Annotated in this window: 20 protein-coding genes and 1 riboswitch; of the genes, 17 read left to right on the top strand and 3 right to left on the bottom strand. The window is 60.7% G+C overall.

Features of this window, described 5'->3' with window-relative positions:
* Positions 1 to 15: 15 nt before the first annotated feature.
* The 7 genes from GT019_RS23260 to spoIIR all read left to right on the top strand — a co-directional run bounded on the left by GT019_RS23260 (position 16) and on the right by spoIIR (position 7167).
* Positions 16 to 747: a hypothetical protein gene (locus GT019_RS23260; protein ID WP_161745818.1), complete on the top strand. Its 732-nt coding sequence runs from the start codon at positions 16 to 18 to the stop codon at positions 745 to 747.
* A gap of 141 nt (positions 748 to 888) precedes the next feature.
* Positions 889 to 1989 (top strand): redox-regulated ATPase YchF, encoded by a 1101-nt coding sequence (ychF, locus tag GT019_RS23255; protein WP_161745817.1) that lies wholly within the window; start codon positions 889 to 891, stop codon positions 1987 to 1989.
* Positions 1990 to 2214: 225 nt separating this feature from the next.
* On the top strand, positions 2215 to 2688 hold the full coding sequence (locus tag GT019_RS23250) for an RrF2 family transcriptional regulator (RefSeq protein ID WP_161745816.1): 474 nt from the start codon (positions 2215 to 2217) through the stop codon (positions 2686 to 2688).
* Positions 2689 to 2825: 137 nt separating this feature from the next.
* Positions 2826 to 3473 (top strand): nitroreductase family protein, encoded by a 648-nt coding sequence (locus tag GT019_RS23245; protein WP_161745815.1) that lies wholly within the window; start codon positions 2826 to 2828, stop codon positions 3471 to 3473.
* A 250-nt stretch (positions 3474 to 3723) separates the two neighbouring features.
* Positions 3724 to 4797 (top strand): peptide chain release factor 1, encoded by a 1074-nt coding sequence (prfA, locus tag GT019_RS23240; RefSeq protein ID WP_161745814.1) that lies wholly within the window; start codon positions 3724 to 3726, stop codon positions 4795 to 4797.
* Between the two features lie 381 nt (positions 4798 to 5178).
* Positions 5179 to 6177, top strand: coding sequence for a peptide chain release factor N(5)-glutamine methyltransferase (prmC, locus tag GT019_RS23235; protein ID WP_407945097.1), 999 nt, complete (start codon positions 5179 to 5181; stop codon positions 6175 to 6177).
* Between the two features lie 249 nt (positions 6178 to 6426).
* Entirely contained in the window at positions 6427 to 7167 is a 741-nt protein-coding gene (gene spoIIR, locus GT019_RS23230) for a stage II sporulation protein R (protein WP_161745813.1), read from the top strand.
* A gap of 168 nt (positions 7168 to 7335) precedes the next feature.
* Here spoIIR and GT019_RS23225 read toward each other — a convergent pair whose 3' ends face one another.
* On the bottom strand, positions 7336 to 8799 hold the full coding sequence (locus tag GT019_RS23225; RefSeq protein WP_161745812.1) for an MDR family MFS transporter: 1464 nt from the start codon (positions 8797 to 8799) through the stop codon (positions 7336 to 7338).
* A gap of 175 nt (positions 8800 to 8974) precedes the next feature.
* Here GT019_RS23225 and GT019_RS23220 point away from each other — a divergent pair, with 175 nt between their 5' ends.
* The 6 genes from GT019_RS23220 (at position 8975) to GT019_RS23195 (ending at position 14561) form a co-directional block, all read left to right on the top strand.
* On the top strand, positions 8975 to 10204 hold the full coding sequence (locus GT019_RS23220) for an L-threonylcarbamoyladenylate synthase (protein ID WP_161745811.1): 1230 nt from the start codon (positions 8975 to 8977) through the stop codon (positions 10202 to 10204).
* A gap of 284 nt (positions 10205 to 10488) precedes the next feature.
* Positions 10489 to 11049 carry a manganese efflux pump MntP gene (locus tag GT019_RS23215; RefSeq protein ID WP_161745810.1) on the top strand — a complete coding sequence of 187 codons (561 nt, stop codon included), beginning with the start codon at positions 10489 to 10491 and terminating at the stop codon, positions 11047 to 11049.
* A 31-nt stretch (positions 11050 to 11080) separates the two neighbouring features.
* Complete coding sequence (locus tag GT019_RS23210; RefSeq protein ID WP_161745809.1) at positions 11081 to 11662, top strand: low molecular weight protein arginine phosphatase; 582 nt, start codon at positions 11081 to 11083, stop codon at positions 11660 to 11662.
* 70 nt (positions 11663 to 11732) lie between these two features.
* Positions 11733 to 11815, top strand: a riboswitch (ZMP/ZTP riboswitch).
* A gap of 118 nt (positions 11816 to 11933) precedes the next feature.
* On the top strand, positions 11934 to 12401 hold the full coding sequence (gene rpiB, locus GT019_RS23205; protein ID WP_161745808.1) for a ribose 5-phosphate isomerase B: 468 nt from the start codon (positions 11934 to 11936) through the stop codon (positions 12399 to 12401).
* A gap of 14 nt (positions 12402 to 12415) precedes the next feature.
* Entirely contained in the window at positions 12416 to 13018 is a 603-nt protein-coding gene (locus tag GT019_RS23200; RefSeq protein WP_328804027.1) for a TIGR01440 family protein, read from the top strand.
* A gap of 295 nt (positions 13019 to 13313) precedes the next feature.
* A complete protein-coding gene (locus GT019_RS23195; protein ID WP_161745807.1) occupies positions 13314 to 14561 on the top strand; it encodes a serine hydroxymethyltransferase in 1248 nt (415 codons plus the stop codon).
* Positions 14562 to 14766: 205 nt separating this feature from the next.
* Here the strand turns inward: GT019_RS23195 and GT019_RS23190 are convergent, their stop codons facing one another.
* Positions 14767 to 14958 (bottom strand): YgaP family membrane protein, encoded by a 192-nt coding sequence (locus GT019_RS23190; protein WP_161745806.1) that lies wholly within the window; start codon positions 14956 to 14958, stop codon positions 14767 to 14769.
* A 183-nt stretch (positions 14959 to 15141) separates the two neighbouring features.
* Entirely contained in the window at positions 15142 to 15816 is a 675-nt protein-coding gene (locus GT019_RS23185) for a Crp/Fnr family transcriptional regulator (RefSeq protein ID WP_161745805.1), read from the bottom strand.
* 263 nt (positions 15817 to 16079) lie between these two features.
* On the opposite strand from GT019_RS23185, the gene GT019_RS23180 reads away from it, so the two are divergent.
* The 4 genes from GT019_RS23180 (at position 16080) to GT019_RS23165 (ending at position 20626) form a co-directional block, all read left to right on the top strand.
* Entirely contained in the window at positions 16080 to 17105 is a 1026-nt protein-coding gene (locus GT019_RS23180; protein ID WP_161745804.1) for a LacI family DNA-binding transcriptional regulator, read from the top strand.
* Between the two features lie 225 nt (positions 17106 to 17330).
* Positions 17331 to 18707, top strand: a complete 1377-nt coding sequence (locus GT019_RS23175; protein ID WP_161745803.1) for an ABC transporter substrate-binding protein — start codon at positions 17331 to 17333, stop codon at positions 18705 to 18707.
* Positions 18708 to 18837: 130 nt separating this feature from the next.
* The gene (locus GT019_RS23170) at positions 18838 to 19791 is read left to right on the top strand and encodes a carbohydrate ABC transporter permease (RefSeq protein WP_235949062.1); all 954 of its coding nucleotides are present in this window, start codon (positions 18838 to 18840) and stop codon (positions 19789 to 19791) included.
* 4 nt (positions 19792 to 19795) lie between these two features.
* Positions 19796 to 20626: a carbohydrate ABC transporter permease gene (locus tag GT019_RS23165; protein ID WP_161745802.1), complete on the top strand. Its 831-nt coding sequence runs from the start codon at positions 19796 to 19798 to the stop codon at positions 20624 to 20626.
* The last annotated feature ends 3 nt before the right edge of the window (positions 20627 to 20629 follow it).

Raw genomic sequence — 20629 nt, 5'->3', positions numbered from 1 at the left:
GGAGGCTTATTAACGATGAATTATTGCATGCAATGCGGCCAGGAAACGATCGATGGCGAGGTGCACGCCTGCCAAGAGACGGCTGCGGCATCGGCCGGGTTCGGTTCGGCGCGCAATCGCGGCAACCCGGGCTTGCCTGGAGCCGCCGCGTTCAAGGTGGATGTCCATCGAATGCTGGCCCTGGTCCGCAATCCGCAGCATGCCGAAAATCTGCAGCCGGGCAAGGATTGGATCTACGGGGCGATCGGCCTGGTCGCGTCGATCCTCGGCTTTATGATCTGGGTCTGGATGATCGGCAAGAAGATCGATTCGCTGTTCGGAGGATGGTTTGGCGGCTTCGGCGGCTTGACGGATGTCTGGGATACGTCCGGAACGATCGGCTCCATGCTGACCGGAAGGCTGTTCGTGCTCGCGGTGATCTCGCTCGCGTCGCTGCTGACAACGCTGTGGCTCGTCGGCAGCTGGCAGGGCGGCCGGAAGCTCTCGGTCCGGGAGCTGGCGACCTACGTCGGCGGCGCGCAATATACGTTCGCGGCCGGCTTCGTCGTGGCCGGGATGCTGGCTTTCGTCAATATGGGCCTTTCCTTCGCGGCGCTATCCATCGTGCTGCTGTCGGCGCTGGCCATGAACCTGCTCGCGGGCTTGGAGATCGCCCGAGTGTCCAGGGAGCGCCGGTTCTCTTTCATCGGGAGCAGCATCGCCGTTTACGTGATTATCGTGGCGCTGCTTTCCAAGCTGTTCATGTGAGCCGATCAAAGAAAAACGGGCGCTGCCGTTCGGAAAGTTCCGGCCCGGATCCCCGTTCTCCCAGGCAAACCTTCTTTCCATCCGGCCATGCTTCGGGTATAATGGCGTGAGATTGTTTAATACGGAACAGGGGTGTACGGCATGGCTTTGAAGGCTGGAATCGTAGGTTTGCCGAACGTGGGCAAGTCGACGCTGTTTAACGCAATTACGCAAGCGGGCGCGGAGTCCGCGAACTATCCGTTCTGCACGATCGACCCGAACGTCGGGGTCGTCGAGGTGCCGGATGAGCGTTTGGATAAATTGACGGAGCTGGTGGTGCCGAACAAAACGGTGCCGACGGCGTTCGAATTCATCGATATCGCGGGCATCGTGAAAGGCGCGAGCAAGGGCGAGGGCCTCGGCAACAAGTTCCTGGCGCATATCCGCGAGGTCGACGCGATCGTGCACGTGGTGCGCTGCTTCCAGGACGACAACATCACGCATGTCTCGGGCAAAGTGGATCCGATCGGCGATATCAACACGATTAACCTCGAGCTGATCCTGGCGGATATCGACTCGGTGGACCGCAAAATCGAGCGTTCCCGCAAAAACCTCAAGGGCGGCGACAAGAAAGTAGCCCAAGAGGTGGAAACGCTGGAGCGCGTCAAAGAAGCGCTGTACAACGACATGCCGGCGCGCAGCCTGGACCTCTCCGACGAAGAGCAGGCGCTCATTCGCGATCTTCACCTGCTTACGATGAAGCCGGTATTGTACGCGGCGAACGTCAGCGAAGGGGAAGCGGCCAACTCCGACGGCAACGGCTTCGTGGACCTCGTCCGCGAATTCGCGAAAGCGGAAGGCGCGGAAGTCGTGCCGATCAGCGCGAAGGTGGAGTCCGAGATCGCCGAGCTGGAAGGCGAAGACAAGGACATGTTCCTCGAAGAGCTCGGTCTCACGGAGTCCGGCTTGAATCGCCTTATTCGCGCGGCTTACAAGCTCCTTGGCCTGTACACGTACTTCACGGCCGGCGTGCAGGAAGTGCGCGCTTGGACGATCCGCAAGGGCATGAAGGCGCCGCAGGCGGCCGGCGTCATCCATACGGATTTCGAACGCGGCTTCATCCGCGCGGAAGTGGTGTCGTACGACGATCTGATGGCGGCGGGCTCGATGAACGCGGCCAAAGAGCGCGGGCAGCTTCGCCTCGAGGGCAAGGAATACATCGTGCAGGACGGCGACGTCATGCATTTCCGTTTCAACGTGTAAGGATTCGTTTTGATAATCGTGATCGACAGGACCCGGGGAACCGGGTCTTTTGTTCATATCCGACGCGCGCGCCTGTTGAATCGGCCGAGCCCTACCGGCTTCGCGCCGTACTCGACTTCTGCGGGAAGCCCGCGCCCGATGCATGAAAGCAGGAAATTTCCTCTTGCTGGCGGCGCGCGTATTCGATACAATTCAAGCACGCCAAGCTTGAAGGAGGGATTCAAAATGAACATGGAGAAATGCGCGGGGTCGGGGTCCAATCATCCGAAATGGTTCGGGCTTGCGCTGCAGGCACTTGTCATTTTGTCCCGGGATCAGGTCCAGACCTGCCCGAGCGCGGAGCTTGCGCTGCATCTGCAGTCCGAGCCGACCTTGCTGCGCCGCATCCTCGCCATCCTCGCGAGAGAGGGCATCCTGGAGACGCGCGAAGGCCGCGACGGCGGTTACCGGCTGCGCACGGACCCGCACGCGATATCGCTGGCCGATATCTTCGACGCGCTGCAGGTCGCGGATCCGCTTCGCTGCGGCATCAAGGATACGACGGGCTCGAACCCGTTCGGCCAGGAGATGAACGCGATTTTCTCCGAGCTTGCCGCCGAGATGGACAAATCGCTCAAAGCGCTGCTCGGAACCTATACGCTCGGGGGCTTGGCCGACCGCGCCAATCGTTGCGAAGGCACGGGTAAATCCGCCGATTGACAGCAAGGCGATTCGGCATTATACTGTGCAATAAATGCAACAGTTAGCTGTTTGGACCTGAATCGCGTAGAACGATTTTTTAGTGCCATATACTGTGCGATATTTTCCACAGACAACATTTCGAGGAGGAACTCATAATGACTAATTCCCAAGTGCAAGAACAAGCTTTTTCCGCGGTGATCCGCGAGCGCCGTTCCGTCAGATCGTACGATCCGAGCTTCAAAATTTCCCGCGAGGACATCAACGCCCTGCTTGGCGATGCCATCTTGGCTCCATCGTCCTCGAACCTTCAGCCGTGGCGCTTCCTGGTGATCGACTCCGAGGAGCAGAAGCAGAAGCTGCTGCCGATCGCGTTCAATCAGCAGCAAGTGGCGGACGCTTCCGCGGTCATCGCGGTGCTGGGCGACCTGGAATCCTACACGCTGGCGGAAATGATTTACGGCCGCACGGTCGACGCGGGCTTCATGCCTGCCGACACGGCTAAAGCGTACGTGGAGCGCATGGTCGGCATGTATTCCTCGCTTTCGTCGGAAGTGAAATCGAAGATCGTCGCGACGGACGGGGGACTCGTCTCCATGCAGCTGATGCTTGCGGCGCGGGCGCGCGGCTGGGACACGGTGCCGATGGGCGGCTACGACGCCGCGAAGTTCAAAGAAACCTTCGGCGTCGGCGAGCGATACCTGCCGATCATGCTGATCGCGGTCGGCAAAGCGTTGAACCCGGGCCGTCAAACCGTGCGTCTGGCCGTGGAAGAAGTGACGAGCTATAACGAAATGACCAATTGATTTCGGCTTTCATGCCATGCGAATAATTAAGGGTCTTCCGCGGGGCGCGAATGCGTCTGCGCGACCGATCGGGACTTTCGTCAGTCCCGCGTCGGTCAAGCGCGCGCGGAAGACCTTTTTTTGACGGTTCGCAAGCGATGCGGCAGGCTTCCATTTCTCCATAATTGTAACGTTTATGGATTGCCGCGCGTTATGTTATACTAAGAAGACGAAGAATGGATTCATTCTAATAACCAAGAGGTGAATGACAGTGTTGGACCGTTTGCAAGCACTCGCCGACCGCTACGAGAAGCTGAGCGAATTATTATGCGATCCGGATGTGGCCAGCGATCCGAAGCGCCTGCGCGAATTCTCCAAGGAACAGTCGGATTTGCAGCCCGCTTACGCGGCATATACGGATTACAAGCAAGTGTCGGAGCAGCTCGAGGATGCGAAAGCCATGCAGAACGAGAAGCTCGACGACGACATGCGCGAAATGGTGAAGATGGAAATCGACGAACTGAGCGCGCGCAAAGAGGAGCTGGAAGGAGAGATTCACTTCCTCCTGCTGCCGAAGGACCCGAACGACGACAAGAACGTCATCGTCGAGATCCGCGGCGCCGCGGGCGGCGACGAGGCGGCGCTGTTCGCTTCGGATCTGTACCGCATGTACATGAAATTCGCGGACGCCCAAGGCTGGCGCATCGAGCTGATGGAGTCCAACGAGAGCGATCTCGGCGGCTTCAAAGAGGTTATCTTCATGGTGACGGGCAAAGGCGCGTACAGCAAGCTGAAGTACGAGAGCGGCGCGCATCGCGTGCAGCGCATTCCGGTCACGGAATCCGGCGGACGGATCCATACGTCGACCTCGACGGTCGCCGTCATGCCGGAAGTCGAGGAAGTCGAAGTCGAGATTCTGGATAAAGACATCCGCGTCGATACGTACTGCTCGAGCGGCGCGGGCGGCCAGTCCGTCAACACGACCAAGTCCGCCGTGCGCGTGCTGCACGTGCCGACGGGCATCATGGCGCAATGCCAGGACGGCAAGTCCCAGAACGAGAACAAGGCGAAGGCGCTTCAAGTGCTTCGCGCGCGCATCTCGGATATGCACCGTCAAGAGGAAGAGGCGAAGTACGCCGGCGAACGCAAGAGCAAAGTCGGCACGGGCGACCGCAGCGAGCGGATCCGCACGTACAACTACCCGCAAAGCCGGGTAACGGATCACCGCATCGGCCTGACGCTGCACAAGCTGGATTCCGTGCTGAACGGCGATATGGAAGAAATCATCAACGCGCTGACGCTGACGGCGCAGACGGAATTGATGGAGCGCGAGAACCTCGCGTAAGCTGGAACGGCATAAGCGAACGCAACGGGAGCGGCCTAGGGGATCAATGCTGAACATGAGTTTCAGCGTTCTCCCCGGGCATGCTCCCGTTTTTGCCGCATGGCGGCCGGGAGTCATGAACGGAGTGGGGATGGTGCGAGAATGACGGAGCAATGGAAAGACGGCGCGGACGGCGTCGAGGCCCTGGACGGCGACGGCCTGTCGGAAGACGCGGCGCAACGGCATCGGCGCGACGGGGCAGCAATTGCGGCATCGTCCGGCGGCACCGGGGAGCCAGGGGCAGGGAATGCCTTGCGCATAGCGGCTGCGGCAAGCGGCGATGCGCTGGCGAGGACAGCCGGCGAGACGGCGGGTGCGCCGGAACGCACGCTGCCGGAGACGATCGGGGAAGCTTGTCTGCGGGCGGCATCCATGCTGAAGGAACGGGACATTATGGAGCCGCGGAATAATGCCGAGCTGCTGCTCTTGCATGTGCTGGGGCTGGATCGCGCGGCGCTGCTGCGGGATTGGCGGGATCCTTTTCCCGCGGAGCGCCGCGCGACGTGGGAAGCGCTCTTGGCGCGCAAGGCGGCGGGCGAGCCGGTCCAGTACTTGATCGGCGAGCAGTGGTTCTACGGCCTGCCGTTCGCGGTGACGCCGGCGGTGCTGATCCCGCGGCCGGAGACGGAGCTGCTCGTGGAGGCCGTGCTGGAAGCGGCCGATCGGCTGTGGCCGGAGGCCGCGGGTGCCGCTGCGCCTGGCCAAGCTGGCGTCGCTGATGGCGCAGGCGGCATGGCGCTCTGCGAGCAGGCCGTGCCTGGCGGCGCCGCCGCCGATGATCGCGTGCCGACGGTGGTCGATGTCGGCACGGGCAGCGGTGCCATCGGCGTGACGCTGGCGGCGCTGCGTCCGGGATGGCGGGTATGCGCGTCCGACCTGTCGCCGGACGCGCTCGCGGTCGCCCGCGCGAACGCGGCGCGCCATGGGGCGGCGGCGCGCATGACGTTCGTGCAGGGCGACCTGCTCGGGCCGTTCGCGCGGCCGCGGCCCGAGGCGCTCGATGAAGCGGCCGGGGACGGCGTGGCCGGCCTGCGCATCGACGTGCTGGTCTCCAACCCGCCGTATATCCCGGCGGGCGACATTGCCGGCCTGCAGCCGGAGGTGCGCGATCATGAGCCGCGCCTCGCGCTGGACGGCGGCGACGACGGCCTGACGCCGTACCGGCGCATGGCCGAGCAGCTCGCGCGGCTCTCCGCGATGCCGCGCATCGTCGGCTTCGAGCTCGGCATCGGCCAAGCGGAGGCCGTCGCCGATCTGCTTCGCGGCATCGGCGCATGGCGCGAGGTGCGCATCATCCCCGACTACGCGGGCATCGACCGGCACGTGCTGGCGATTGAATAGAAGCGCTAGATTCATAGCCATTCCGATAGGCGCGGCCGCATGCCAATCTCATGCGGGAACCGCGTGTTTATGCCGCTGGAGGCGTCCTGGACGGGACGTCTTTTTCGCGTTTTTCCCTCTCGGCGTTTTCATTTCGTTTTCATGGGATTGCGAGGTTTAGAGAGCCGCATCGCCGGACATAATGGGAGTATTATCGTTCCGGAACGCAAGCCGCCGCACCGACGGGTGCCACAAAGGAGCTTGTGTCAAATGATCCGCACTCATTCCCGCTTTCCTTATCGTCCGGTGTACGGCTACGTGCTGCTGATTGCGGCAATCCTTCTGATGAGCTGGGAAAACCAGCGCGCCGACGCGGCGATCGCCGGCGGCAGCATCCCTTCGGAGTCCATCCGGCTGCGCATTCTGGCCAACTCGGACGGCGCGTCCGATCAATTGGTCAAGCGCGAGGTGCGCGACGCCGTCGTCGAAGAAATGAAAACCTGGGTCGCAGGCCCGCAAACGATCGAAGAAGCCCGCGGCACGATCCGCGCGCATATGAGCGATATCGAGACGATCATCGCCGCGAAGCTGGCGGCGCGCGGTTTCCATTACGGCTACAAGGCGGAGCTCGGCATCGTGCCGTTCCCCACCAAAATATACGGCACGGAAGTGTACCCTGCAGGCAACTATGAAGCGCTCCGGATCACCCTCGGCGCCGGCGCGGGCCAGAATTGGTGGTGCGTCCTGTTCCCGCCGCTGTGCTTCGTGGACGCCGTAAGCGGCGAAGCTTCGACGCCGGCGGCGACGGCAACGACGGCCGCGGCGGCGCAAGCCGGCGGCAAGCAGCAAGACGGCGCGGTCAAGGCCGGCGGCGACGTGAAATCAAACGCTGACCAAAGCCAACAATCGCAGCATGCCGACCAGGACGGCACGCCGAAACAACCGGAAGTGAAATTCTTCCTCTGGGAGTTCCTCAAGTCCATCTTCAGTTTCTTCAAGCACTTGTTTTAAAAACAAAAAGGCTCGCTCGCGCGATTCGCGAGTGAGCCTTTCGTATTTAGCTGCATATCTGTATCGCGTGTTTTTATTGCATATCCGGTTAGGATCCTGAGCGCGTCCGAGCAACAAGCCGACGATCCAGCATCTTTAACGCGGATTAGCCGGAAAACCGAATCGAGCTTAAGCCGCTTGCTCTACCGTTTCTTCGGGCTTGCGCTTCAGCTTCGGAATGAACAGCGCGACCGGCAGCGCGACGAGCGCGATGATGGAGGCGATGAAGTAGACGTCGTCGACGCTCATCGTGACGGACATGAGCGTGATATGCTTTTGGTCCGTCACGCCGGATTGGACGAAATCCTTCGCGTGGCTCGCGGTCCGCGAGGTCAGCAGGGACGTGAACACGGCGATCGCGAACGAGCCGAGCACGTTGCGGACCCAGTTGGTCAGCGAGGACGCGTGGCCGCTGTACTGCTTCGGCACGGCTTCCATGCCCGCGTTGCTCGCCGGCATCATCGCGAACGATATGCCGATGTTCCGGACGATCATGCAGAAGATGATGTACTTGTGAGAAATGTCGATGCTCAGCCAACTGAGCGGTACCGTGCCGATGAACATCAGGATGATGCCGATCGCCAGGGGCACGCGCGGGCCGGTCTTGGTGTACAGCTTGCCGACGAACGGCATCATGATCGCCATCGCCAAGGAAGCCGGCAGCAGGATAAGCCCCGTATCGAGCGGCGTGACGTTCTGAATGTTCTGGAGGAACACCGGCGTCAGGAACGTGCCGGAGTACAGGCTGATCGTAATGATGCTCGTGATCAGCAGCGCGACGCTGTAACGGGATATTTTCAAGACCCGCAGATTGAGCAGCGGGGTGTCCGTCGCCAGCTCGCGCCAGATGAACAGCCCGAGGAAGACGACGCCCGTGGCGAACAGCGTGACCGTCTGCCAAGAGCCCCAGCCCCATTCGCTCCCGTGCGACAAGGCGACGAGCAGCGTGGAGCTGCTGATGATGACCGTGACGAAGCCGATCAGGTCGAATTTCTTCGGCACGTTCAGCCGATAGTAAGGAATGTAAATGCTGATCAGGATGATGCCGACGACGGCGATCGGCACGTTCAGCAAGAACAGCCAGTGCCAGCTTACGTTGTCGAGCAGCCAGCCGCTGTACGTCGGCCCGATAGCCGGCGCGAGCATGGACGAGGCCGCCCAGAAGGAGATGGCCATGGCGACCTTTTCCCGCGGGATGATCTGGTACACGATCGCCATCGTGATCGGCGAGATCATGCCGGTGAACGCGCCCTGCAGGATGCGGAACGCGATCAGCGATTCCACGTTCCAGGCCAGCGCGCAGCAGATGCTGGCGAGCGTGAAGCCGGTCATGGCGAACAGGAAGAGACGCTTGTAGCTGAACCGCTCGCCGAAATAGCCGGTAATCGGCGCGAACGTGCCCATCGCGAGCATGAAGCCCGTCAACGTCCATTGCGTGGTGCTGAGCTCCGTGTGGAATTGATTCGTCAGCACCGGAATCGCGATGTTGATCGTGCTGACGTTAAGCACCGAGACGAAACTGCCGAAGAATATGGCGATCATGATCGGCACGATGCGAACAGGTTTGCTTGAAGCCGTGGCTGGATCTTGCATGAATAATTGCCTCCTCGATCGTTATATGTCTCCAATGACATATAAACATAGCTTATGTAGCATAACGCCGCGAACGCGACAAGTCAAAGACGGCGCAAGGCGATTCCGGGCGAAAGCAGTCAATTGAAGCGCATACATGCATTCGGCAGCATCGTTTTTCTCTCGAATGCTTCGAATGGGGAAGAGGGTGCGCGATCAAGCGGGAACCGGGCGCACATCGGCGCGCCGCGTTGTTTCGCGCGGGGGCGCGTATGGTATAATAGAAATAAAACGAAGCTATTCAGCAGAAGCCGGGGAATCGAAAGTGAACATACCTGTTAGAAACACAAGCTTGTGGAGCGTGGAGGGCCGTACGCCGGATGCCGGGCGGCTGCGGGCGGCCGCGGAGCTTTTGAAGGCGGGCGGCACCGTCGCGTTTCCGACGGAAACCGTCTACGGGCTGGGCGCCGACGCGCGGAGCACGCCCGCGGTCGAGCGTATCTTCGAGGCCAAAGGCCGGCCGTCGGATAATCCGCTCATCGTGCATATCGCGGACCGCGCGGAGCTGGCGTCGTTGACGCTGCCGCTTGAACCGGCGGGCGCCGGCGCGCTCGCCGAGCGGCTGATGGACCGGTTCTGGCCGGGACCGCTGACGTTCGTGCTCCCGGCGAAGCCCGGCGCGGTGTCGCCGCGCGTAACCGCCGGCCTCGAGACCGTGGCCGTGCGGATGCCCGCCCATCCCGTCGCGCTCGCGCTCATCGCGCAGTCGGGTTGTCCGCTCGCCGCGCCGAGCGCGAACCGCTCGGGACGTCCCAGCCCAACGTTGGCGTCGCATGTGCAGGGCGACCTGGACGGACGCATCGACGGCATCGTCGACGGCGGCGCGGCCGGCGTCGGACTGGAGTCCACCGTCATCGAGGTGGTGGACGGCGGCACGGTGCGCATCCTGCGCCCGGGCGGCGTGACCGCCGAGGCTTTGCGCGAAGCCGGGGCCGCGGTCGTCTATGATGCCGTGGCCGCGCCCGACGGCGCAGCGGATGCGGGCGCCGTGCAGGCGCCGCGCTCGCCCGGCATGAAGTACGCGCACTACGCGCCGCAAGGGCAGATGCAGCTGGTTCAAGGCGATCCGGCGGCGGTGACCGCCTGGATCGGGTCTTCCGTTCGCGAAGCGCGCGCGGCCGGAGAGCGCACCGGCGTGCTCGCTTTCGCCGAGCATGCCGCCGGGTACGACGCCGACTGCGTGCTCGTCATGGGCAGCCTGGCCCGGCTCGACACGGCCGCCCACGGCTTATATGCCGCGCTGCGTGAATTCGACGCCCGCGGCGTGCAGCGCATCTGGGCGGAGACATGTCCCGAGCAGGGCATCGGGCACGCGCTCATGAACCGCCTGGCCAAGGCGGCCGGCCACGCGATCGTCCGCGTCTAAGGCAGCGGACGATCGGCCGCCAAGGCGCAAAATTCACGTTGCGGGGAGTCGGCCGGAAGCGATGGTATACTAACATTGAACCGCCATCGACGAGCATCGGGCATTGACGTCATCCGCACGAATCGCTGCGTGCGCCGCCGCTTCCGGATACGAGTCGCCGGCCTGCTTCTCCGGCCGTCCCGCGAGCGTTTCGCGCCTGATTTGCCGCTTGTCCCGCCGTCCCGTCATCTTTCCCGTCTTGTCCGCATATGCTTGGATGAGATAATGGACAGGGAGTGGATGGCATGGTTGAGGCGGGCCTGCAGGCCGGACAGCTGCTGACGCTGATCGTGATCGCGTTGGCGCTCGGGATGGACGCTTTTTCTTTGGGCGTGGGCATCGGGCTCAAAGGCATTCGGCTGCTTGATGTCCTCAAGCTGAGCGCGATTATCGCGCTTTTTCACGTCATGATGCCGCTTATGGGCATTTTCACGGGGAAATACGTCGGCACGCTGCTCGGCGGCGTGGCGACTTCGGCCGGCGGCGCGCTGCTGCTGCTGCTGGGCGGCCATATGATCTACAGCTCGCTGCGCGGGGATGCGGTTCCGTCGATCAATCACCGCAGCGCTTGGGGAATGCTGCTGTTCGCGCTCAGCGTCAGCATCGATTCCTTCTCCGTCGGGTTGTCGCTCGGCATGTTTGCCGTGGATATGCTGCTGGCGGTGCTGCTGTTCGGCCTCGCCGGCGGCGTCATGTCCATCTCGGGCCTGCTGATCGGCCGCCGGGTCAGCTCGAGCCTGGGCGGTTACGGCGAAGCGGTCGGCGGCGTGATTTTATTGACGTTCGGGCTGCTCATCTTGTTTTGAATTCTGAAGCCCACCTGAAGGAGGTTCTCGCATGAAACGGATCTTGTTCGTATGTACCGGCAACACTTGCCGTTCGCCCATGGCGGAGGCGATGCTTCGGGATTTGGCGCAGAAGCGAGGGATGTCGCTGGAGGTCCGCTCCGCGGGCGTTTCGACCGTGGACGGCCTGCCCGTATCGACGCACGCGCAATCGGTGCTGCGGCGCCGGGACATCCGCCATAACAACGGCTCCACCGCGCTCGAAAGCGGCTCCGTGACGTGGGCCGATCTCATATTGACGATGACCGCCAGCCATAAACGCCACTTGCTGCAGCGATTTCCGAGCGCCGTGGACAAGACGTACACGCTGCTGGAATTCGTCGACCGCGACGAAGAAGGGCTGGGGCGCATCGCGGAGCTGGAGAGCCTCTATACGGATTTTCAGATGAAGCAGGCTCTCGGCGGACAATTGACGGACGCGGAACGCCGGCGGCTGCTGGAGCTGGAAGCTTCCATCCCGAGCTTCGACATTGCCGATCCGTTCGGAGGTCCGCTGCACGTGTACGAGGACAGCGCGGCCGAGATCGAAGCGGCGCTGCGCAAGCTGCTGGACCGCCTGCAGCAGCGCAAATAACGGGCGCGGGCGATTGCGGCGAAGGATTGATTTTGCCGGGCCGATCCGGTATGATAAAGCTAACTAAGACGGTTTCCGATGTAACTGGCGACGAAAGTGGGTCCAACCACGGTGGAGCATCGGATCATACGGCCGGTCGCCTGGGCAAAGAGCAGCGTGCGTAAGCATGCTTGCTCTTTTTTCGTCTTTTCCGGCGAAATCAGGTATACTAGAACCATTGCGAATCGACAATTTCCGCCATTGCGCGGTCTCATTGGGAGGTATATCAAGGTTGAAAATCGCCATCGGAGCAGACCATGGGGGCTATCGCCTCAAAGAAATCGTCGTGCCTTATATACAGTCGCTGGGTCATGAAATCGAGGACGTCGGGTGCACCTGCGAGCAGTCGGTCGACTACCCGGATTACGCGCTGCCGGTCTGCGAGCGGGTCGCGCAGGGCAAGGCCGACCGCGGCATTCTGATCTGCGGCACGGGCATCGGCATGTCCATCGCCGCGAACAAGGTGGCCGGCATCCGCTGCGCTCTCGTGCATGACATGTTCTCGGCGCAGGCGACGCGCGACCACAACGACACGAACGTGCTGGCTATGGGCGAGCGCGTGATCGGACCGGGCGTCGCCCAGGAAATCATCCGCATCTGGCTGGAAACGCCGTTCTCGAACGGCGAGCGCCACGTCGGCCGCTTGAACAAGGTGAAGCGGATCGAAGAACAACACGCGCAGCCGGCGCACGCGGAATAAGGAGCGGATCCGACGTGAACGATACGGCAGCAGGCGGAAATGCGGCTCAGTTAACCAGGGATGTCGAGACCGTCGTGCGGGAGCTTGCCGAAACCGGCAACCTTCGCAAGGGGCAACTGCTCGTGATCGGCGTGTCCACGAGCGAGGTGCTCGGCCAGCGCATCGGCACGTCCGGCACGCTGGAGACGGCGCGGGCGATCTATGAGGGCATCGAGGCCGTGCGGGGCGAGTTGGGCTTCTTTCCGGTGTTCCAATGCTGCGAGCACCTGAACCGGGCGCTCGTCATGGAACGCGAGGCGGCGGAACGGTACGGGCTTGAGCTGGTCTCGGCGGTGCCGGTGCGCAAGGCGGGCGGCTCCATGGCGGCGTATGCGTTCGGCGCGCTGCGGGACGCGGTGCTGACGGAAACGGTGCAGGCGCATGCGGGCATCGACATCGGCGACACGTTCATCGGCATGCATCTGAAACGCGTGGCGGTCCCCGTGCGGCCGTCGATCCGGTCCATCGGGTCGGCGCACGTGACGATGGCCGTTACGCGTCCGAAGCTGATCGGCGGGGAACGGGCGGTTTATTCGCGCCCGTCGGAGTCGGATGCCGAGAGCGGCAATTGCGACTGAGTATTAAAAATCGAAGCGAATGCTTCCGATGCCACACCGGCAACCGAGGCGCGTGTTTTCGTCCATAAAACGAGGCATATGCCTACGAAGCCGTTTATTTTTCGCGCCGGCAACGACGGCGCTTGCTTCGCCATAAAACGAAGCGTATGCTTTCGAAGCCGTTTTATTCTCCGAACCGGCCCTTACCGGTTCGTGCTTCGCCATAAAACGAAGCGTATGCTTTCGAAGCCGTTTTATTCTCCGAACCGGCTCTTACCGGTTCGTGCTTCGCCATAAAACTTTAGGAGGAATAATCATGGAAAACCTACGCAAGCAAGATCCCGAAATCATGAAAGCCCTTGGCCTTGAGCTGCAGCGCCAACGCGACAACATCGAGCTGATCGCCTCCGAGAACATCGTCTCCGAAGCCGTATTGGAAGCGATGGGCACGGTGCTGACGAATAAATACGCCGAAGGCTATCCGGGCAAGCGCTACTACGGCGGCTGCGAGCACGTGGACATCGCCGAGGATATCGCGCGCAACCGCGCCAAGGAACTGTTCGGCGCCGAGCACGCGAACGTCCAGCCCCACTCCGGCGCGCAGGCGAACATGGCCGTTTACCTGGCGGCTTTGCAGCCCGGCGACACGGTGCTCGGCATGAACCTGGCGCACGGCGGCCATTTGACGCACGGCAGCCCGGTCAACGCATCCGGCATTCTGTACAACTTCGTTGCTTACGGCGTCGACGAGAACACGTTCACGATCAACTATGACGAAGTGCGCAAGCTGGCGTTCAAGCACCGTCCCCGCATGATCGTCGCAGGCGCTTCGGCGTACCCGCGCATCATCGATTTCGAAGCGCTCGGCAAAATCGCCGACGACGTGGGCGCGCTGCTCTTCGTCGACATGGCGCATATCGCGGGTCTGGTCGCGGCCGGTCTGCATCCGAGCCCGGTGCCTCACGCGCATTTCGTGACGACCACGACGCACAAAACGCTCCGCGGACCGCGCGGCGGCATGATCCTATGCCGCAAAGCATGGGCGGCGGCGATCGACAAAGCGGTCTTCCCTGGCTCCCAGGGCGGCCCTCTGATGCACATCATCGCGGCCAAGGCGGTCGCTTTCGGCGAAGCGCTCCAGCCGTCGTTCAAAGAATACGGCAAAAACGTCGTCGACAACGCCCATGCGCTGGCTGAAGCGCTGATTGCCCAAGGCATCAACATCGTCTCCGGCGGCACGGACAACCACCTCATGCTGATCGACCTGCGCAACCTGAACATCACGGGCAAGGACGCCGAGCATGTGCTCGATTCCGTTCAAATCACGGTCAACAAGAACGCGATTCCGTTCGACCCGACCAGCCCGTTCGTCACGAGCGGCATTCGCATCGGCACGCCTGCGGCTACTTCCCGCGGCATGGGCGTGGACGCGATGAAGACGATCGCCGAAGTCATCGCGATGACGCTGAAGAACCCGAAAGACGAAGCCGTGCTGGAAAAAGCGCGCGGCATGGTCAGCGACCTCGTGTCGCAATACCCGCTGTATCCGGGCATGACGTACTAATATCCGGTCGGGTAGGTCGATTTAGGGCCGATCCGATAAACAAAAAGTCGTTGGGTGCTGCATCTCGCAGCAGACCAACGACTTTTTCGTTATGCGCGGCTTTCCCGGCGCGACTAGCCCGTGAATGCCGAGCTTATCCGCCTGCCTTCTTGTTGCCCATGGATGGCCGTACAGGCACCGACTATACGACAGGCGCTCGCTGAAGTTAACGAATTCTGCAGGTATTTCGACCAAGCAGCTGATTGATCGCGCAGCGTTGCGTCAATCCCGTGAACAGCAGCGGCGTGGCGACGAGACCGAATAATTTGTAATACCCCGGCAGAACAAAGAACAACGACAACAACGCGATACCCAGCACGATCCGGATCGTCCGGTCCGCTCCTCCGACGTTTCTCATGAATGGCTTCCTCCTTTGAATGGGCTTGCTCGTTCTTGTGATGAAGCATATCATCCCGTACGGTTCTTCTTCCGTGACAAAGTCACACGGCATGTAGCGATAAACGATTCGAAGGCGGAAGCGGCGCATCCGCAACAAGAAAACAGCCGGTCCCTTTACGGGAACCGACTGTTTTGTCCGTGCTCAATATTCCAAATAGCGTTCAAGCTCGTCGCGCTTTATCTCGGCTATCCGGCCCCGCGTAAGGGCGAGGATGCCTTCTTTCTCGAAGCTCTTCAGCGTTCGGCTGATCACTTCCCGCGCCGTGCCGAGCTCCGTGGCGATCGCATCGTGCGTCAGCGCCAGCGTATCCGCCCCGGACGCGGTTTGCTCGTAGAGAAATTCCGCGACGCGCCCCGGGATGGTTTTGAAGTTGATGCTGTCGAGCAGATTGGACATGAGGATCAGGCGCTTGCCCACCATTTTGAATATATACTGCCGGAAGCCGCGGTATCGGTCCATCCATTCCCTGAACAAGCCTGACGGAATCGCCAAGGCAAGGCTAGGCTTCTCGATGCAGGCGGAGGCTTCGTATTCGCTTTCGCCAAGGATGCTGGTCATCATGAGCGGACAGCACTCCCCGCCTTGGATGCGGTACAGCGTGATTTCCCTTCCTCCGGGACTGATCTTGAACATGCGAATGGTACCGTCAAGCAGCAGGACCGCATAATCGAGAAGCTGTCCTTCCTGCACGAGGTGGTTGGGCGGCAGCTCGATCAAGACGACGTCTTCCCTCCCCCAATTTTCCGGGCCGATCTCGGCCAAACTCGGGAACAACTCGAGGATGCGCGGCAGCTCCGCCTGTACGGATAGCGTCATGGCTGTTTCCTTCTTTCTGCGTTGGTCTGGGCAGGCAGGTCATCTATTGATGCCAGTATACAAGGAAAGGGATCGTTTGTCATTCGCTCATCCTGCGGATAGGGTAAGCGGCGCGATGGCGCGCCGCGGAGCCGATTCGGAGCGCAGGCTTCAAATCGGCCGGGCAAGCCTGGCAAAATAGTACTTGCAATCGCTTTCTTTAACCCGCTATAATAGCGCTAGAGCATTTCCAAAACGTTTTGGAACCTTGGAGGAAGACGCCTTTGACGACCATTAAAGACCTAGCGAGAATTGCGGGCGTTTCCGTTACGACAGTGTCCCGGGCGTTAAACGGGTACGACGACGTGAACGAGGAGACCCGAAGGAAGATCAAGCGGGTCGCGGAAGAAATGAATTACCGGCCGAACGTGCTGGCCAGAAGCCTGGTCACGAAGAAATCCCGTTCGATCGGTGTGATCCTGTCGGAAATCAACCGCGCAGGGGCCAAGGACGCCATGCTGTACGAAATTTTGTGCGGCATCAACGACCGGGCCTCCGAACTCGACTACGACATTTTGCTGTTCAGCACGAATCCGAAGAAGCAGCTGTCCAAGTCGTATTCCGACCTGTGCAAGGAACGGAACGTGGAAGGGGCGATTATTTCGGGCTTGCGGGTGAACGACCAGTATTTGCAGGAGGTTGCGGTCGATACGAGCTTTCCGTGCGTGCTGATCGACATTCCCGCGGAGGGCAACAATCTCGGCCATGTCACGACGGACAACGTGCAGGGCGCCAGAATGGCCGTCCGGCATCTCGTCGAGCTGGGCCACCGCAATATCGCGATGATCAACGGCCACAACGAAGCTTCGGTCAGCCAGCAGCGCCTGAACGGGTACCGGCTGGAGCTGGAGAAGCATGGTCTGCCTTTCCGGACGGAGCTGGTCTACAACGGGAATTTCTCGGAAGAAGGCGGCGGCGACGCCATGCATCTGATCCTGCGCAACCATCCCGAGGTTACGGCGGTCTTCACCGCGAGCGATTTGATGGTGCTGGGCGCGCTGAGGGCGGTCGAGCGCAGCGGAGGCAAGGTGCCGGAGACAATCTCGATCGTCGGGTATGACGACATCGTCATCGCTTCGTATTGCTCCCCGCGGCTGACGACCGTCCGGCAGGATAAATACGAGATGGGCTATCAGTCCGCGCAGCTCTTGATCGATATGCTCGAAGGCCGCAACATCCAACGCAAGATCGTCCTGCACAATGAGCTCATCGTGCGCGAGAGCACGTCGCCCTTACGGAAGAGCAACTAGCCGCGGCACCCGAAGGGCGATTTTTGCCGGCATAATCCGAAACGTTAAGGATAAAAGTAAGCGCTTTATAGTTTGGTTGACGAATGCATTAGTTTACAAAACTAATAGGATAAAGGGATTATATTTTTTTATTTTTAATCCGAAACGTTTTGGAGTTTTCGATATTTGGCGCTTTGCGCAAGCGGAGCTCTTAAATATACAATCCCAATCTGAGGAGCGTGCAAGATGAAAAACAGGGGTATGGCATTTCTGGCACTCGGCATTACGGCTTCATTGGCGCTGTCCGGCTGCGGTTCCGGCGGGAACGGCAATTCCGGCAACGCCAATTCGGGCAAGGAATCCGCTAACGCGGGAACGAACGGGGCGGCGAACGCCGGCACTTCGGACAACGGCGGAGCCGACCAGAAGAAAGTCGAGCTTCGCATCGGTACCTGGGAAGGCGGGGACGGCCTAAAGCTGCAGCAGCAAATCGCGGACAATTACAAGAAGACGCACGAGAACGTGTCCATCTCCATCGAATCGGTGCCCGATCAGTACGGCACGAAGATTTTGACGCAGATCGCCGCGGGTCAAGCGCCGGACATTTTCCAGATCGGCGACGGCGACGTCAGCATGTTCATGAAGAAGGGCGCGCTCGAGGATCTGACGAGCTACATCGGCGGCTCGAACGGCATTAATACCGACGATTATTATCAAAGCGTGCTGGACGTCGGCAAGGCCGACGGCAAATATTACACGATGCCGAAGGATTACTCCGACATCGCGGTGTTCTACAACAAGAAAATGTTCGACGACGCGGGCGTTCCTTATCCGCAGGCGGGCTGGACCTGGGATCAATTCTACGAAACCGCGAAGAAGCTGACGAAGAAGGACGGGGACAAGTATACGCAATGGGGCGTTAATCTGCCGGGCAGCTGGGTTCGCGCGATTCTCCCGCTCATTCAATCGTACGGCGGCAGCGTGATCAGCCCGGACGGCGAGAAGATCGACGGCTACATGAACAGCGACGGCACTGTGAAAGCGCTTGAATTATACCAGGACATGTATTTGAAGGACCATATTTCCCCGTCCGGCACGGAGAGCCAGGCGTTCAAAGGCGTCGATCTGTTCGCGGTCGGCAAGGTGGCCATGAACATGACGGGCCGGTGGCCGGTGGAGGATTACAAGAAGAATGCCGATCTCTCGTTCGGCGTCGCGCAGATGCCGGTCGGACCGCAAGGCGCGTCCAACACGATCTGCTATTCGGGCTACGGCCTGTACGCCAAGTCCAAGAACAAGGACGCCGCTTGGGATTACCTCAAATACTTGACGGGGCCCGAAGGCCAGGAGCTGATGGCGCAGCACGCGTTCACGGCGGTCAAAGCCACGGCGGATAAGCTCGGCCAGACGAACGACCCGGCGCTGAAGCCGTTCCTCGACGACGTGCCGAACATCAAGGATTTCCCCGAGAAAATCTCCCCGTTCTTCGGCGTGTCCGGCGGCAAGACGCTGCAGTCGGTCATGGACAAAATGATGCTCGGCAAGCCGATCGACGTCAAGAAGGAGCTCGACGCCGCCGCAAAGCAGGGCGACGCCGATCTGCAGACCGCGAAGACCGAGTAACGATGCCGGGCAAGAAAGGCAAGCCGGCCAAACTACCGCGGGGCCGGACGGACGAAGCGTTCGTCCGCCCCTTCTTTAACCGGCGGCGCCGCTTCGGGCGAAGCCGCCAAACTAACCCCGAGGTGATGAAATGAGCAAGCCGGTGTCACAGCAAGCGGCAGCTGCCGTACCTGACACGATCCGCAAGACGATCCGGATGAACGCCTTACGCAAGGAGGCCATCTGGTTCTATGCCTTGATTTCCCCGTGGTTGATCGGTTTTCTCGTCTTCGTGCTGGGCCCGATGATCGCGTCGTTCATCATCAGCTTGACCAAGTGGGATTTGCTGACGCCGGCCAAATTCGTCGGCTTCAAGAATTATGAGAAAGCGCTCCGCCTGGACCCTTTATTCTGGAAGTCGCTAAAGGTGACGGTCGTCTATTCCGTGTTTTCCGTCCCGCTCGGGCTGATCTTCTCCTTGGCGCTCGCGCTGCTGCTCAATCAGGCGGCATGGGGCATGCGTTTATTCCGCACGATCTTCTATATGCCGGCCGTCGTCAGCGGCGTGTCCGTCATGGTGCTATGGATGTGGATTTTCAATCCGCAAATCGGATTATTAAATACAGTGCTCGGGTATTTCGGCATCGCCGGCCCTGGCTGGATTTTCGACCCCAATTGGGCGATGCCGTCCCTCGTCATCATGAGCTTGTGGAGCATCGGAGGCGGCATGATCATTTGGCTCGCGGGTCTGAAGGGCATCTCGCCGACGTTGTACGAAGCCGCGAACCTCGACGGGGCGAACGCCTGGCAGAAATTTCGCGGCGTGACGGTTCCCATGCTGACGCCGACGATCTTCTTCAATCTGGTCATGGGCATCGTCGGCGCGCTCCAGACCTTCGGGCAAGCATACGTCATGACGAAGGGCGGACCGATGAACTCCACCTTGTTCTTCAACTACTACTTGTTCCAGAACGCGTTCGAGAACTTCAGCATGGGGTACGCTTCCGCGCTCGCCTGGTTCCTGTTCGTGATCATTCTCGCGCTTACGCTCGTCGTCGTGAAATCGTCGGACGCGTGGGTGTATTACGAAGGGGAGAGGAAGTGACGGCATGAACAAAGCCAAGCTGATCAAATCCACGGTCGTGTACGCGCTTCTCGTGCTCGGCTCGCTCGTCATGCTCGTCCCGTTCGCGTGGATGCTGTCGACCTCGCTCAAGGAATCGTTCCAGGTGTTCGAGGTGCCGGTCAGGTGGATTCCGAGTCCGATCAAATGGCACAACTACGTGGAAACCTTCACGGGGCTTCCGTTCGGCAAATGGCTCGGCAATACGGTCATCATCACGTTGAGCACGATCTTGGGCACGCTGGCGTCCTGCACGGTCGTGGCTTACGGCTTCGCCCGATTTCGCGCGAAGGGCAAGAACCTGCTCTTCATCGTCATGCTGTCCACGATGATGCTTCCGGGCACCGTGACGATGATTCCGGTATTCTACCTGTTCCAGTTGCTCGGCTGGATGAACACGTTCTACCCGTTAATCGTGCCGGCGTTCTTCGGCAACGCGTTCTTCATCTTCCTGCTGCGGCAGTTTTTCATGGGAATTCCGACGGAGATGGAGGAGGCGGCCAAGATCGACGGCGCGAGCACGCTCGGCATTCTGGCGCGCGTCATCCTTCCTCTCACGGTTCCCGCGCTCATCACGGTCGCGATTTTTCAATTCAACGGGGTATGGAACGATTTCATGGGTCCGCTGCTGTACTTGAACAAGCCGGGCCTGTACACGCTCGCGCTTGGGATCAATTTCTTCAAGAGCGAGAACAACGTGCAATGGAACTTCTTGATGGCCGCTTCCGTCGTGACCATGCTGCCTTCGCTGATTTTTTATTTCGTCGGGCAGAAGTATTTCGTGGAGAGCATTACGCTGACCGGACAGAAGGGATGAGCG

Source organism: Paenibacillus glycinis, assembly GCF_009909185.1.
In the GTDB taxonomy this organism is placed as follows: domain Bacteria; phylum Bacillota; class Bacilli; order Paenibacillales; family Paenibacillaceae; genus Paenibacillus_Z; species Paenibacillus_Z glycinis.
Note: the sequence above shows the minus strand (reverse complement) of the source record. Positions and strands in the feature narration are given on the sequence as shown.